Source organism: Exiguobacterium sp. s21, assembly GCF_018617975.1.
GTDB classification, from domain to species: Bacteria; Bacillota; Bacilli; order Exiguobacteriales; family Exiguobacteriaceae; genus Exiguobacterium; species Exiguobacterium mexicanum_A.
This window is the reverse complement of the sequence record NZ_JACSLF010000014.1, coordinates 1-13,041: the sequence shown is the minus strand read 5'-3', so window position 1 is coordinate 13,041 and position 13,041 is coordinate 1. Positions and strand designations below refer to the sequence as shown.

Genomic DNA, 13,041 nt, shown 5'->3' with positions numbered 1-13,041 from the left:
AAAAAGGAACGAAGCCACAATCGGCTTCGTTCCTTTTGATTAGCGGTTGACCGAGGCGGCCATACGGATGTACGTATGGCGCCGTCCCCGAATCGCAATCGATAACGCCTGGATATTCTCCGGTGTGGCGATTCCGGACAGCCCAGCATCGCCGATATGGAAGATGTCCGTCCCACCGCGCTTCGAGGACAAGGCGATGTCACGAATCGTCGCTTCATCGGACCCTTCCTGTGATGTGCCGATGGCGGCGACGACGAGTTTATCCAACGCCTGAATCTCGCGCGTGACTTCATAGAATTCATCTTCACGGACGCCAGGAACGGTGCCGGGCGCTGGAATCAAGATAATATCGGCCCCGGCTTCAGCAAAACGGACGTACGCCTCTTGATCAAGTACACGGCCGACGCCGGCTTGATGCATCTTCCCGGCGATGATGACGCCCGCGAACTCTTGGCGCGCGTTGATGATGGCTTGCTCGATCGCCTCGTTCGTCACCCCGGTGTTCGGGTTTCCGGTCAGGCAGATGAAGTCGATGCCGAGCTCTGACGCTCTAGCGAACGCTTCCCGTGTCGCGAGCCGTCCTTGTTTCACATCATACATATCCTCCGATTTCTCAGAGAAGTCGACCGGTTCGAGGTTGACCCCGAGCGGGAGACCGACGAGCCGCTTCAATTCCATGATTGGATTGTCAGACATCGTCTCGCCCGGCATGTTTCCGAACAAGGCGTGGCTTTCGAGACCTTTTATGTACGGGTGGAACACGTCGAGCATGTTCAAAAGAATCATGTCGGCACCGAACGCCCGCGCGAGTTCGGCGTTCGTCACTTCCGGATAGAGTGGTTGTACGGTCGGGATGACTTCGGCGAGTACGGTCCGGCCTTCGGCTTTGCGAATCGATCCAATCAAATCCGAGCGGTTGAACGTCAAGAAATCACTGGCTCTGCAATCAAGAATTCGTTTCATCTGTCTATTCCTCCTCTAGTTCGTCATGTTCCTATTCCCCATTTCGCTAGAAATTCCTCTATAATGATGACAGAATAGGGGGAGATGCAGATGACTGAAAAAGAAAAGATGATTCGGGGCGAGCTTTACTTGGCCGGGGACGAGGAACTCGTCGCCGACCGGCGTCAGGCCCGGCGTTTGACGGAACGATTTAATCGATCCGGGATCGATGAACTCGACGACCGAAAAGCAGTGTTAGCGGAGCTGTTCGGCTCGACCGGAAGTTCGTTTTATTTGGAGCCTACGTTCAAATGCGACTACGGTTATAACATTCATCTCGGAGAACGGTTCTTCGCTAACTTTGATTGCGTATTCCTCGACATCTGTCCGATCACATTCGGTGACGATTGCATGCTCGGGCCGGGTGTCCATGTGTATACTGCGACGCATCCGCTCGACCCGACCGAACGGATCTCGGGTCTTGAATACGGGAAACCGGTCGCGGTCGGACATCGGGTATGGATCGGCGGCGGTGCCATTCTAAACCCAGGGGTGACAGTCAGGGACGATGCCGTCATCGCCTCTGGCGCCGTTGTGACGAAAGACGTGCCAGCCCGTGCCGTCGTCGGGGGGAATCCAGCAAAAGTGCTCAAGTTCATACCATGACGAAACGACCCGACGTGATGTCGGGTCGTTTGCTTATGCTGTCGGTTGTGACGCGTAGGTGACCAGTGCCTGACGTGCTGCTTCGAGAGCAGATTCATTGCCGAGCGTGATGCGAATCCCGTTCGGTTGTTTCGATGTGTGAACCCCATGCGCGGCGAGGTGGGCCCAGACGGCCTCCGGCTCATCGAGCGTGACGTAAATGAAGTTCGCCTCGGCGGGATGGACGTGTCCGATGGTGGCGAACAAGTCGGTCCACTGTCCGCGCATGTCGGCGTGCCATGCGATGGCCTCATCGAGATACGTCGCATCTTGTAAAAAGATGTTGGCGATTTTCGCGCTGACACCGCTAATGTTGAATGGCGGGACGAACTGACGGAAATAAGCGGCGAGTTCGGTCGTCGTGACCATGAAACCGAGGCGGACGTTGGCCAGGCCAAACGCCTTCGATAACGTCCGCAGTACAATCACATTCGCAAATGAATCAAGATGGGCCACCATGCTCGACGTCGGTGTGAAGTCGATATAGGCTTCGTCGACGATCAAGTACGGCACGAGTCCCGCGAGTTCGGCCAATTCAGCGACGCTCCACAATTTTCCGGTCGGATTGTTCGGGTTCGACAACAGCAACAGCTTCGGTGTGTGTTGCGTGATCGCCTGGACGAGTGCGTCATACGACAGGTCATCGGCTTGCACGTGCCGGCCGTGCGCGATTGTCGTGAAGATCGGATAGAGTGCGAAATCCGGGCTCGGTGACAAGACGACGTCTTCCGGTGCCAACAGCGCCTGGGTGACGACGTGAATCATCTCGTCACTGCCGCAACCGACGAGCAATTGATTCGGCTCGACACCGGCGTAGGCCGCATAACGGGTGAACAACTCGTCAATCGGTTGGATCGGATACTCATGCAAGTCTTGGAACGAAATCGTCGCGAGCTGGTCATAGAGGCGGGACGGCACCGGGAACTGACTCTCGTTTTGATTCAAACGGTACCCGTCTAGATAGGTGACTGGATAAATCGGCAGCGAGACTGGTCTCATTCCGTCGGCTCCATCGAGAACCATTTTTTGGCGAGTTTGTCGATTTCACCTGAGTCAATCATCTTGTTCAACTCCTCGTTGAACTGATCGCGAAGGTCGTCCTCCAATTTAAAGGCGGCTGCTGAACCTTTCTCGCCATCTTCTTTCAAGGCGAACGTGTACAGTCCGGCATCTTGGTCCAAGTATTTTTGGGCGACCGTGTCCTCGATGACCATCGCGTCGATCCGACCCGTATTCAACTCTTGGACGATCTCTGGAATCTTGTTCAATGAGACGAGCTCTGCTTCCGGAGCTTGGTCTTTGGCGATGTTCTCTTGAATCGAAGCGGTTTGGACGCCGATTTTCTTGCCGGCGAGCGCCTCAATCGACTCGAGTGACTCATCTTTCGTCATGACTAAGTTCGCCGCCGACAAGTAGATATCCGAGAAGGCGGCATTTTCTTTCCGCTCTTCGGTCGGCGTCATACCGGCCATAACGAAGTCGACACGTCCGGCGTTTAGTGCCCCGAGCAGGCTGCCGAAGTCCATGTCTTCAATTTTGAGTTCGTAGCCGAGGCGTTCCGTGACGGTTTCGGCGATCTCGATATCAAATCCGACAATCTCATCCCCGTTCGCCGTATCGACAAACTCATACGGGAAGTAATCGGCGCTCGTCCCCATGACGAGTGTTTTTTTCTCTTCGCCCGTCGTCTCTTGGCTACATCCTGCTAGTAATGCACTTGCCACTAATCCCCCTGTAATGACCCACCTTTTCATGTATGAATTCCTCCTTCAAGATATGAGACTAAGTGTATATGTATGATTATTAATTGTAAAGCATAAAAATACAAAAACGATTAAAAAAAATACATCCAAGAAAAAGTCACAGGATGCATCAGGTGGTCAATCCATCGCCTGGAGATAGGCGATGGCGTCGGGTAAATACGTCTCGAGGGGGCAGTCCGTATCAATTGTAAGCGTATGCATAAACGGTGTTGTGAAGTCGATTTAAGCAGTGCCGTCTTCGTGACATCGTGATCGACGATGACCGCATCCAGTCGTCGAGCGATTTCCCGAGACAGCGTCGATTTGCCGGACCCAGGGAAACCGGACATTTGAAGAAAGAACATGGAGTACCCTCACGTTTCGTTTGATTTCCCGCGGCTGAATCCGGCGAACAACCGGCCGCCGAACGGGGAGAGCGTCTCATCGACGTAACGGATGAGCGCGTCGGGTTCGTTCGTTTGATAATAGCGTTCGAGGGCAGCGACGAGCTCTCGGGCTGCATGCGTATCGTAGCGGTCGAGAGCGCGGTATGTCCATTTGGAGGAGCCCATCCATTGTCGATTCGTGCGCAGGATGAACTCACAGACTAATGCGGCGAGGGCGCTCGCGATGAACAAGCCCTCTGCACGACTTGTGCATCCAATCAAGTCATCGAGCACATCGGTCAGAAAGTATCGTTTCATCTCGATCGTCTCGTCCACCCAAGCCTCGGGCCCGCTGTCGAGCAAGGCTCTCGCTTCACGCTTGATATTTTCGATGACATCCGTATCCTTCATCACCATCCCTTCGGCGACCATTCTCGGCAACGACGGAATGGCACGTCGGCAATCTTGCTCGAAGAACGTCCGATACGACGTCAAGTTATGGGCGAACAGCTCGATGCGCCATCCGGACTCGATGAACGATTCCCGAAAAGACGAGACGAGCGTGTCGTCGAAAATGACGATGTCTAAATCTGACGTCTCGGTCGCCTCACCACGGACGACGCTCCCGGCGAGCAGTGCGGCCCGACAGTGGGGGAAACGCGTTGTGACGAACGTCTTCGCTGCTACAATTGGTTCAAGTTTAGGAATCATAGGTGTTGCTCCGTACCGACGCGCGTTATAAAGTCACGAACCTCTGTCCGTGAATGCAATATGATGACTTGTTTGTTATCAGGAAGGGCTTGCAATCGGTTGATCACATTCGGGCGTTGCGATTTCGGATAATCCCACACCCATTTCAAGAACTTCGGGTCAAACCGTTCCTCACAACCTGGGCCCATGTCCGGACGTGTCTTGCCACGATAGGAAAGCATGCGCTTCAAGACGCGATACGTACAAATGATCCTCGGCAAGTCGAGAAATACAATCGTGTCGGCAGCATGAAGGCGCAAATCGAGCGTGCTCCCGTAATTGCCGTCGATGATCCATGAATCGCATCCAATCAATGCGGACTGCGTTTTAATTTGTTCTTGCCGTGTGGCGGGTGACCAATTTGGTTTCCATAGTAAGGCGTCTAAGTGATGGACGTCGATGCCGAGTTGGGTTCCCAACACGCGGGCGAGCGTCGATTTGCCCGAACCGCCTGAGCCGATGAGAAGTATTTTTTGCATCGAATACCACCTTTCAAATGTCAATCTTCATAAATTTACTGACGTCTGTGAAACCGAGTTGTTCATATAGTTGCATCGCCGTTTGATTGTGAGCATACACGTTCAGGCGCACATCAGTATGGCCCATCTGTTTGAACGTATCGAGTGCTTCTCGCATCAATAGTTTGGCATAGCCGTGACCGCGAAACGCGGGCTTGATATACAGGTCGTTCACCCAACCGACCTCTGCACCCGTCAAATAGTCGAATGCTTTATCGATTTGCGTCCAGCCGACGAGCGTCTCACCATCGACGAGACAGAGGAAATAGGCACCAAATTTCGCAGAGTGTTCGTACGCTTCAATCATCTTTTCCCGGCTATCAGCCGAGACGTGATTGGTTGCTTCTTCGCGGTTGACACCTGCAAGACTATAAATTTCGGTCAGTTGTGATTCGGTTGCTCGTTGAAACGTGAGATTCATATCGATTCCGCCTTTGTTAGGAGTCTGTGGATTCAAGGATACGCCATTTTTCAATGACACCGTCCTCTTCGTATAGGACGCGTACTTCCATCTGGTTTAAAACGAGCCGCTGCTCGGTGGCGAAGAGTACAATCGGATAACCGGTCGACAGCGGTTCGTCCGCTTCGAAGACGGGACTGTGCGCCTGCATGGCATAATAACCGTCCGAACGCGTGTTGGCCGCCCCAGCATCGACTTGAATCACCGTATCGAACCCTTGGAGTCGTAACACGTAACTATAAGTCGTGCGCGCCCCGCGTTCGAGTCGCCACTCCTCGATAATTGCCTCGCGGCCATCGTTCACTTCCTTGAGTAACACTTTTTGTGCCGTGTACTCGCGTTCATACGGAATCATCTCTTGAATATTCACAGCCGTCATCGTGGCCAATTTTTGTGATTCTTCCGATGGCGGGGTGATGAGAATGCCGATAAAAATTAAGATAGGGATGAGCAGATAAATGATGACCCGACTTCGCATATAGTTTCACCTGTCCTTTATCGATTTTTTTCGCCATCTTCTGGCAGAACCCTGCCTAAAGCTTGAATATGTTGCCGAAACACGTCGAAACATCTCGGATACAAGGAACCCATGTATGATGAAGTCAGGAGGGGATGAGGAATGAGAATCGGGATTATCGGTGGAGGAGTTGCCGGGTTGACGACCGGGGCGTTGGCAAGTCGGATTGGTCATGACGTGACGGTGTTTGAATCATCGCAGGAGTGGGGTGGTTGCGCCGGTAAGTTCGAGCGCGGTGACTACCGGTTCCCAGCCGGGGCGACGCTCGGGATGGGATTTGAACCAGGCGGCCTGCATGAGCGAGTCTTGTCCTACTTAGGTGAAACGATTGACGTTCGCCCGTTAACCGAGGTGATGCAGATTCATGTGGACGGGAAAACGGTCCGCTATTATCAAGACCCGACTCGTTTTTTACTTGAACTTGAATCGACATTTCCCGAGCTCGCTCCGCGGATTCGTGCCTTCTTGAATGAAGTATGGACCGATTTTGAGACGATCCGTCCTTTGTTTGAGACGCTACCGGCGTTGCCGTTTCGAACGATTCATGACGCATCGGTTGCGATACGTGGTTTTCGACCGACGCAACTACGTGCGTTTCGGAAGTTATACCGGCCGCTCGGTAAAACGTTAAAACGGCATCGATTGAACGGGACGGCGTTCGAACGGGTCATCGACGGGATTTTGCTCGATAGTCTTCAGACCGGAGCTCGCGAGGCGAGTCACTTGCTCGCGGCCGTCGCGTTATCGATTTACCACGAAGGGGCATTTTACATCGATGGCGGCTTGTACACGCTCGCTCACGCCTTGGAGCGCTCGATTCAAAAAGACGGCGGACAAACCCTTCTCGGACGACAAATCGTCAAACTCGAGCGCGTGGCGGACGGTTGGCTCTTGACCGATCGGCGGGGCCGGCTCGACCTCGTCGATGTCGTCGTCTCCGCCATCCCGCTCGAGGCGACCGCTCAACTGCTGAGCGGAGATACGTCACGTCAATTCAGCAAGCAGTACGGGCGTCACTTAAAGCGCTCGCAATGGGGAACGTTCAGTCTGTACGTCACGTTACCCGAAGCGATATGCATGAACCGTCCGCTGTTCCAACAAGTGTATAGCGATGACTTACCGTCAGGACACGCCTTCATCTCGATGTCAGCCGCAGATGATTCGCTCCGGACCGAGCGACCGGAACGGACCGTCACCGTCTCGACCCATATCGATTTGACAGAGTGGCAGGCTTGGAAAGACAAGGCGACGTATGAGAAACTAGAGACAGATTGGACCGAGCGCCTCGTCTCGGTTGTGAGTCGAGCGTTCCCGGACTGGAACGGCGAATCGTCTGTCATGTTGCCCGGAGGACCGGGGGCGTGGGTGAAATATACGAAACGTCCGCACGGCGCGGTCGGTGGTTATGCCCAAACACCGCAACAAGCTTTGTTCCATGCGGCGAGCTACCGGACAACCTTGCCGAACCTGTATGTCTGCGGGGATACAGTATTTCCGGGGGCAGGCACAATCGGGGCGATGACGAGCGGGCTTCATGTCGCCCGAGCGCTCGGTTCGAAGTTATGAGGGGAGACAAGTGGAGATGCATAAAAAACGGTTTGACGAATTGACGACGAGAGAACTCTATGAGTTATTGGCGCTCCGGACCGAAATCTTTGTCGTGGAACAAGATTGCCCATATCAAGAAGTCGATGGGAAAGACGTGGCGGCGGTCCATTACTGGATTGAGGCTGATGGTCGCCCGATCGCGGCGCTACGTGTCCTCGAGGAGGAGTCGCCGGTCGCCATCGGCCGTGTCGTCACGAAATCGACGCATCGGGGACAAGGCCATTCGCGGCGTTTGATGCAAGAAGCCGTGGCTGACTTTGGGGATCGCGATTTGTACTTGCAAGCACAGACATACGTGGAGCCGTTCTATGCGAGCTTCGGGTTCACACGAACGAGCGAGGAGTACTTAGAGGACGGGATTCCTCACGTCGATATGGTTCGGATGGCGACCGTCTCGAAGTGAATCGATGCGGTACCGTTTGCCATAAGTTCGTGGTAGAATGATGAGGAATACTTGCGTGCGTCAAGACGTGCGTTCAATCATAGAGAGCAAAGGGGTTTACGATGGTGACTGATCAAACTGTGATTCAAAAAGCGAGAGAATTAGCCGACTTATTGGCGAGCACGCCGGAAGTGGCCCGCTTCAAAGAAGCGGAAACGAAAGTGAACGAAAGTGAACGCGTTCAAACGTTGATCAAACGTATCAAATACTTACAAAAAGAAGCCGTCAACTGCAAGCACTACGGGAAGACGGAAGCACTCGCCAAAGTCGAGCTGAAAATCGACAAGGCGATGGACGAACTCGATTCGATCCCGGTTGTCCAGGCGTTTCAGGAGACGCAAGTCGAAGTGAACGATTTGCTTCAATACGTGACGGTCACACTCGCCAACTCGGTGACAGATCGCATTATCGAGTCGACGGACGGTGACGTTCTAGCGGGTAAAACAGGAAGCGGTATGGCAGCGGAGAAATCACGCGGCGGCTGCGGATACTAACAAACAGACAGCTGGCCTTTGGTCAGCTGTTCTAATTTCTAGAGGTGAACACGAATGGAAACGATACATCAAACCCCGATGATGAAACAATACTTTTCAATCAAGGCCGATTATCCAGACGCCTTTCTCTTCTACCGGCTAGGTGACTTTTACGAGCTGTTCTTTGAAGATGCCCAAATCGTCGCCAAAGAACTTGAGTTGACATTGACCGCGAAAAACGGGAAGAACGCTGAGCACCCGATTCCAATGTGTGGCGTACCACATCACTCTGCCGCTATCTACATTGAACAGCTGATCGAAAAAGGGTTCAACGTGGCCATCTGTGAACAGATGGAAGATCCAAAAGCGACGAAAGGGCTCGTCAAACGTGAAGTCATCCAAGTCATCACGCCGGGTACATACATGGCTGCACTCGGTGAGAAAGAGAACCGGTATTTACTATCGGTCGTGAACGTAGCAGGCCGTTTCGGGATTGCCCGCGGCGATGTGACGACAGGTGAGTCATGGTTAACGACGTTGTCATCGCAAGAAGCTGTGTCACGAGAAGTGGAAGGGCTAGCGCCGAGTGAGATTATTGTTGCCGACGACGAATTAAGACAACAACTCGCTCCGCTAGGCATCCCGTTGTCGGTCCAGACAGAGCGGCTAGCGAGCCCGTTGTCGAGCGGAGCGAAAGACGAGGCGCAAGTGAGCGCGTTTGAATTGCTGTTCGCTTATTTGACGCGCACGCAAAAACGCGCCCTCGATCATCTCCAACCGGCCGTCGCCTATGAAGTCGAGGCCCATATGCAACTCGATGCCAACACGGCCCGGAACTTGGAATTGTTTCGGTCGGCCCGGTCCGGTGAACGGAAAGGGTCGCTTCTCGCCTTGCTTGATGAGACGACGACGGCGATGGGGGGACGGTTGCTGAAACGTTGGCTCGAACAGCCGCTCTATACCGAGCAGGCGATTCGGGACCGACAAGATGCGGTCGAGAACTTGGTCGATGACTTCATGCTTCGTGACCAGTTGCGTGAACAGCTACGTCACGTCTACGATATCGAACGGCTCGTCGCCAAAGTCGGTTACGGGACGGCCAACGCCCGTGACCTCGTCCAACTTCGGAACACACTCGAGCGCATCCCGGCGGTGCGGGCCTTGCTCGAAGGCGTCACGGCCTCACGGCTTCGTCAAATCGATGATACGCTCGACACATTCGACGACTTAGCCAGCATGCTCCAGGCAGCGCTTGTCGAGGCGCCACCGATCTCGATTAAAGAGGGTGGGATGATTCGTGCCGGCTATTCGGCCGAACTCGACGAACTGCTCGAGGCGAAAGCGAACGGAAAGACATGGATTGCCAATCTCGAGCAACAGGAACGGGTCGCGACCGGCATCAAGTCGCTGAAAATCGGCTATAATCGTGTCTTCGGTTATTACTTGGAAGTGACGAAAGCGAACGCCCGCCTGCTCGAAGAGGGACGTTACGAACGGAAACAGACGCTGACGAACGCCGAGCGTTACGTCACACCCGAGTTAAAAGAGAAAGAAGCGCTCATTCTCGGGGCTGAAGAGAAGAGTTGCACGCTCGAGTATGATTTATTCGTCGCCTTGCGTGACCAAGTCAAGCAAGAGACGAAACCGCTCCAACAACTGGCGCGCTCGCTCAGTGAGCTCGACGTCTTGCTCGCGCTCGCCATCGTCGCCGAAAAACGGGACTACGTCCGCCCGACGACGTCAAACAACGTCCAAATCGATCGTGGGCGCCATCCGGTCATCGAGACGGTGCTACCACGCGGTGAATACGTCGCCAACGATTTGACGCTAGACTACACGCGGCGCATGCTCTTAATCACCGGACCGAACATGTCCGGTAAATCGACGTATATGCGTCAATTCGCCTTGATCGCCATCTTGCATCAAATCGGGTCGTTCGTGCCGGCTGAAGCGGCTGAGATTCCATTGTTTGATCGAATCTTTACCCGCATCGGTGCGGCCGATGACTTGGTGAGCGGTCAGTCGACGTTCATGGTCGAGATGACGGAGACACGCCAAGCGGTGACAGAGGCGACCGAACACAGCCTCATCTTGCTCGATGAGATCGGTCGGGGGACATCGACGTATGACGGCATGGCGCTCGCCCAGGCTATCGTCGAATACATCGCTTCGACAATTGGAGCGAAGACGTTGTTCTCGACCCACTATCACGAGCTGACCGTGCTCGAAGACACGATCCCTGCTCTTGAGAACGTGCACGTCCGCGCCATCGAGCGAGACGGGCGTGTCGTGTTTCTACATGAAGTACATCCGGGGCGGGCCGATAAGTCGTACGGGATTCATGTCGCTGAGCTCGCTGAATTGCCCCGTGATTTGATTGAACGAGCGCGGACCATCTTGTCTCAACTTGAGACGGACTCGAAACCGGAACGGGCAGCTGTTGAACATCCGGGAACGGCAGAACCCGTGGCCCAACTATCGCTCTTTGAGGCGGAAGACGAGATTAAACGACAATTGCTCGAACTCGATTTGTTGGCGATGAACCCGATCGAGGCGATGCAAGCGCTCTATGCGCTCCAACAATCCGCGAAGAAGGGGTGAGTCGATGGGAATCATACAGGAGTTACCGGAACAACTGGCCAACCGAATCGCGGCTGGCGAAGTCGTCGAGCGACCGGCCTCGGTCGTGAAAGAGCTCGTCGAGAACGCGATTGACGCCGGCGCCACCAAGATCGAAGTCGATTTGGAGGAAGCGGGCATCCGTCTCATTAAAGTCCGCGATAACGGGCACGGGTTTTATGAAGAGGACGCCCCGCGCGCCTTTTTACGTCATGCGACGAGTAAGATTCGGGACGAGCACGACTTGTTCCGGATTCGCACGCTCGGCTTCCGTGGGGAGGCGCTCGCCTCGATTGCTTCGGTCAGCCATGTGACGCTGAAGTCACGCCGGGCCGAGGAAGACGGGTTCGAGATGACGCTTCAAGGCGGCGTTGTCACGGCGCAAACACCGGCCGCGGCGAACGTCGGGACGGAGATAGCCGTCAGTCAATTGTTCTATAATACACCAGCCCGATTGAAGTATTTGAAAACGTCCGCGACGGAACTGGCGAGCATCACCGACACGTTGAACCGGATCGCCTTGTCCCACCCGGAAGTGCGCCTCACGGCGTTCCATGAAGACAAGGAGCTGCTCAGGACGAGCGGGAACGGAGACATCAAACAAGTCATGCTCGCCATTTACGGGCGTCAAGTCGCGGCCCAAATTGTCACGGCGTCGAGTAAGACGAACGACTATAGTTTGAGCGCCCATCTCGTCCGTCCGGAAGTGACCCGGTCGAACAAGCAGTACGTGACGCTCATCTTGAACGGTCGGAGCATCAAGAACTTTGCGTTGACCCAAAGTGTGCTCGAAGGCTACCACACGCTGCTACCGATTGGTCGTTATCCGATCGCTGTCCTCGAAGTGAACATGGACCCGATGCTAATCGATGTCAACGTTCACCCGACGAAACGAGAAGTTCGGCTTTCAAAAGAGAAAGAGCTCTGTCAATTGATTCGTGAGACGGTCCAACTGACACTCCGGGAACAGCGTTTAATCCCGTCGGTCAAACCGAAAGAGCGACCGGTCAATCGGACCGAACAAGAGCGACTTGATTTCACGGTTGAACGGACGCCGGTCAAGGAAGAAGCGCCGACGTGGAATTATCCAATTCCACGTGAGCCTGTCACGTCACCGAGTCGTTGGTCGCCGACCCCGCTCGTCAATGAAGCGCCTGAGCTGACAGAGTCGACGGTCGAATCGGAAACAATCGAGACGAAAGGAGAGCGGTTGCCGCCGCTCGACGTCATCGGTCAATTGCATGCGAGTTATATCGTCTGTGGTGCCGAGGACGGGATGTACGTCATCGACCAACACGCGGCCCAGGAACGAATCAAATATGAGTTGTTTTACGAGCAGCTCGGGAATCCTGACAAGGAATACCAATTGTTGCTGCTTCCGCTCACGCTCGAGTTCACGCAAGAAGAGGCGCTCGCGATTGAAGAAGTCACTCCGCTTTTAAAAGAAGCAGGTCTCGAATTGGAGCCGTTCGGCGGTAATACGTTCCTCGTTAGAGAGATTCCGACGTGGTACCCGCAACATGATTTAGAAGGAACGGTCCGTGATTTGATAGAGATGGCGATTCGGGATCGCTTTATTGACATCGCTAAATATCGGGAAGATGCGTCGATTTTGATGGCGTGCAAACGGTCGATTAAAGCGAACTATCCGTTGAACCACGAGATGATGCGGCAATTGCTTCACGATTTGAATCAGACGACGTCTCCGTACACGTGTCCGCACGGTCGTCCGATTTTAGTGAAGTGGAGCACGTACGAGCTCGAGAAGCTATTTAAACGCGTTATGTGACATAAACTGTACCCTGAGTAGTAGACACTAAAAAAAAGTCTACTGCTCAGGGTTTTTGTGTACACTGGACTAAATCATATTGGGAGTGAA

13 protein-coding genes and 1 pseudogene are annotated in these 13,041 nt (G+C 54.1%); 6 read left to right on the top strand and 8 right to left on the bottom strand.

What is annotated here, in order from left to right; all coding sequences use genetic code 11:
• Positions 1–39: 39 nt before the first annotated feature.
• Entirely contained in the window at positions 40–963 is a 924-nt protein-coding gene (locus tag KNP06_RS13375) for a DUF7916 family protein (RefSeq protein ID WP_034777393.1), read from the bottom strand.
• 90 nt (positions 964–1,053) lie between these two features.
• Between KNP06_RS13375 and KNP06_RS13370 the strand changes: the two genes are divergently transcribed.
• Positions 1,054–1,608, top strand: a complete 555-nt coding sequence (locus tag KNP06_RS13370) for a maltose acetyltransferase domain-containing protein (protein WP_214710989.1) — start codon at positions 1,054–1,056, stop codon at positions 1,606–1,608.
• Between the two features lie 33 nt (positions 1,609–1,641).
• Here the strand turns inward: KNP06_RS13370 and KNP06_RS13365 are convergent, their stop codons facing one another.
• The 7 genes and pseudogenes from KNP06_RS13365 to KNP06_RS13335 all read right to left on the bottom strand — a co-directional run bounded on the left by KNP06_RS13365 (position 1,642) and on the right by KNP06_RS13335 (position 5,981).
• Entirely contained in the window at positions 1,642–2,646 is a 1,005-nt protein-coding gene (locus tag KNP06_RS13365; RefSeq protein ID WP_214710990.1) for a pyridoxal phosphate-dependent aminotransferase, read from the bottom strand.
• Entirely contained in the window at positions 2,643–3,401 is a 759-nt protein-coding gene (locus tag KNP06_RS13360; protein WP_214710991.1) for a transporter substrate-binding domain-containing protein, read from the bottom strand. The genes KNP06_RS13365 and KNP06_RS13360 overlap by 4 nt, the downstream gene beginning before the upstream one ends.
• 218 nt (positions 3,402–3,619) lie before the next feature.
• Positions 3,620–3,754, bottom strand: a pseudogene (locus tag KNP06_RS15355) (P-loop nucleotide/nucleoside kinase family protein); the annotation flags it as partial.
• Between the two features lie 9 nt (positions 3,755–3,763).
• Positions 3,764–4,486 (bottom strand): nucleotidyltransferase domain-containing protein, encoded by a 723-nt coding sequence (locus tag KNP06_RS13350; protein ID WP_214710993.1) that lies wholly within the window; start codon positions 4,484–4,486, stop codon positions 3,764–3,766.
• Complete coding sequence (locus tag KNP06_RS13345) at positions 4,483–5,004, bottom strand: DNA topology modulation protein (protein ID WP_214710994.1); 522 nt, start codon at positions 5,002–5,004, stop codon at positions 4,483–4,485. The genes KNP06_RS13350 and KNP06_RS13345 overlap by 4 nt, the downstream gene beginning before the upstream one ends.
• 13 nt (positions 5,005–5,017) lie before the next feature.
• On the bottom strand, positions 5,018–5,464 hold the full coding sequence (locus KNP06_RS13340) for a GNAT family N-acetyltransferase (protein WP_214710995.1): 447 nt from the start codon (positions 5,462–5,464) through the stop codon (positions 5,018–5,020).
• A 16-nt stretch (positions 5,465–5,480) separates the two neighbouring features.
• Complete coding sequence (locus KNP06_RS13335; RefSeq protein ID WP_214710996.1) at positions 5,481–5,981, bottom strand: hypothetical protein; 501 nt, start codon at positions 5,979–5,981, stop codon at positions 5,481–5,483.
• Positions 5,982–6,122: 141 nt separating this feature from the next.
• Between KNP06_RS13335 and KNP06_RS13330 the strand changes: the two genes are divergently transcribed.
• From KNP06_RS13330 to mutL, 5 genes are all read left to right on the top strand, one after another.
• Complete coding sequence (locus KNP06_RS13330; RefSeq protein WP_214710997.1) at positions 6,123–7,586, top strand: phytoene desaturase family protein; 1,464 nt, start codon at positions 6,123–6,125, stop codon at positions 7,584–7,586.
• A gap of 16 nt (positions 7,587–7,602) precedes the next feature.
• Positions 7,603–8,031, top strand: coding sequence for a GNAT family N-acetyltransferase (locus KNP06_RS13325; RefSeq protein WP_214710998.1), 429 nt, complete (start codon positions 7,603–7,605; stop codon positions 8,029–8,031).
• Between the two features lie 101 nt (positions 8,032–8,132).
• A complete protein-coding gene (locus KNP06_RS13320) occupies positions 8,133–8,564 on the top strand; it encodes a YlbF/YmcA family competence regulator (RefSeq protein WP_021067281.1) in 432 nt (143 codons plus the stop codon).
• A gap of 54 nt (positions 8,565–8,618) precedes the next feature.
• A complete protein-coding gene (gene mutS, locus KNP06_RS13315; RefSeq protein ID WP_214710999.1) occupies positions 8,619–11,144 on the top strand; it encodes a DNA mismatch repair protein MutS in 2,526 nt (841 codons plus the stop codon).
• Positions 11,145–11,148: 4 nt separating this feature from the next.
• Complete coding sequence (gene mutL, locus KNP06_RS13310; protein WP_214789387.1) at positions 11,149–12,951, top strand: DNA mismatch repair endonuclease MutL; 1,803 nt, start codon at positions 11,149–11,151, stop codon at positions 12,949–12,951.
• Positions 12,952–13,041 lie beyond the last annotated feature (90 nt).

Excerpts from the sequence above, each read along its gene's own strand:
- KNP06_RS13330 (WP_214710997.1), top strand. The coding sequence starts at position 6,123 with ATGAGAATCGGGATTATCGGTGGAGGAGTTGCCGGGTTGACGACCGGG.
- KNP06_RS13360 (WP_214710991.1), bottom strand. The coding sequence starts at position 3,401 with ATGAAAAGGTGGGTCATTACAGGGGGATTAGTGGCAAGTGCATTACTA.
- KNP06_RS13335 (WP_214710996.1), bottom strand. The coding sequence starts at position 5,981 with ATGCGAAGTCGGGTCATCATTTATCTGCTCATCCCTATCTTAATTTTT.
- KNP06_RS13320 (WP_021067281.1), top strand. The coding sequence starts at position 8,133 with ATGGTGACTGATCAAACTGTGATTCAAAAAGCGAGAGAATTAGCCGAC.
- KNP06_RS13340 (WP_214710995.1), bottom strand. The coding sequence starts at position 5,464 with ATGAATCTCACGTTTCAACGAGCAACCGAATCACAACTGACCGAAATT.
- mutL (WP_214789387.1), top strand. The coding sequence starts at position 11,149 with ATGGGAATCATACAGGAGTTACCGGAACAACTGGCCAACCGAATCGCG.
- KNP06_RS13370 (WP_214710989.1), top strand. The coding sequence starts at position 1,054 with ATGACTGAAAAAGAAAAGATGATTCGGGGCGAGCTTTACTTGGCCGGG.
- KNP06_RS13345 (WP_214710994.1), bottom strand. The coding sequence starts at position 5,004 with ATGCAAAAAATACTTCTCATCGGCTCAGGCGGTTCGGGCAAATCGACG.
- mutS (WP_214710999.1), top strand. The coding sequence starts at position 8,619 with ATGGAAACGATACATCAAACCCCGATGATGAAACAATACTTTTCAATC.
- KNP06_RS13325 (WP_214710998.1), top strand. The coding sequence starts at position 7,603 with ATGCATAAAAAACGGTTTGACGAATTGACGACGAGAGAACTCTATGAG.
- KNP06_RS13350 (WP_214710993.1), bottom strand. The coding sequence starts at position 4,486 with ATGATTCCTAAACTTGAACCAATTGTAGCAGCGAAGACGTTCGTCACA.
- KNP06_RS13365 (WP_214710990.1), bottom strand. The coding sequence starts at position 2,646 with ATGAGACCAGTCTCGCTGCCGATTTATCCAGTCACCTATCTAGACGGG.
- KNP06_RS13375 (WP_034777393.1), bottom strand. The coding sequence starts at position 963 with ATGAAACGAATTCTTGATTGCAGAGCCAGTGATTTCTTGACGTTCAAC.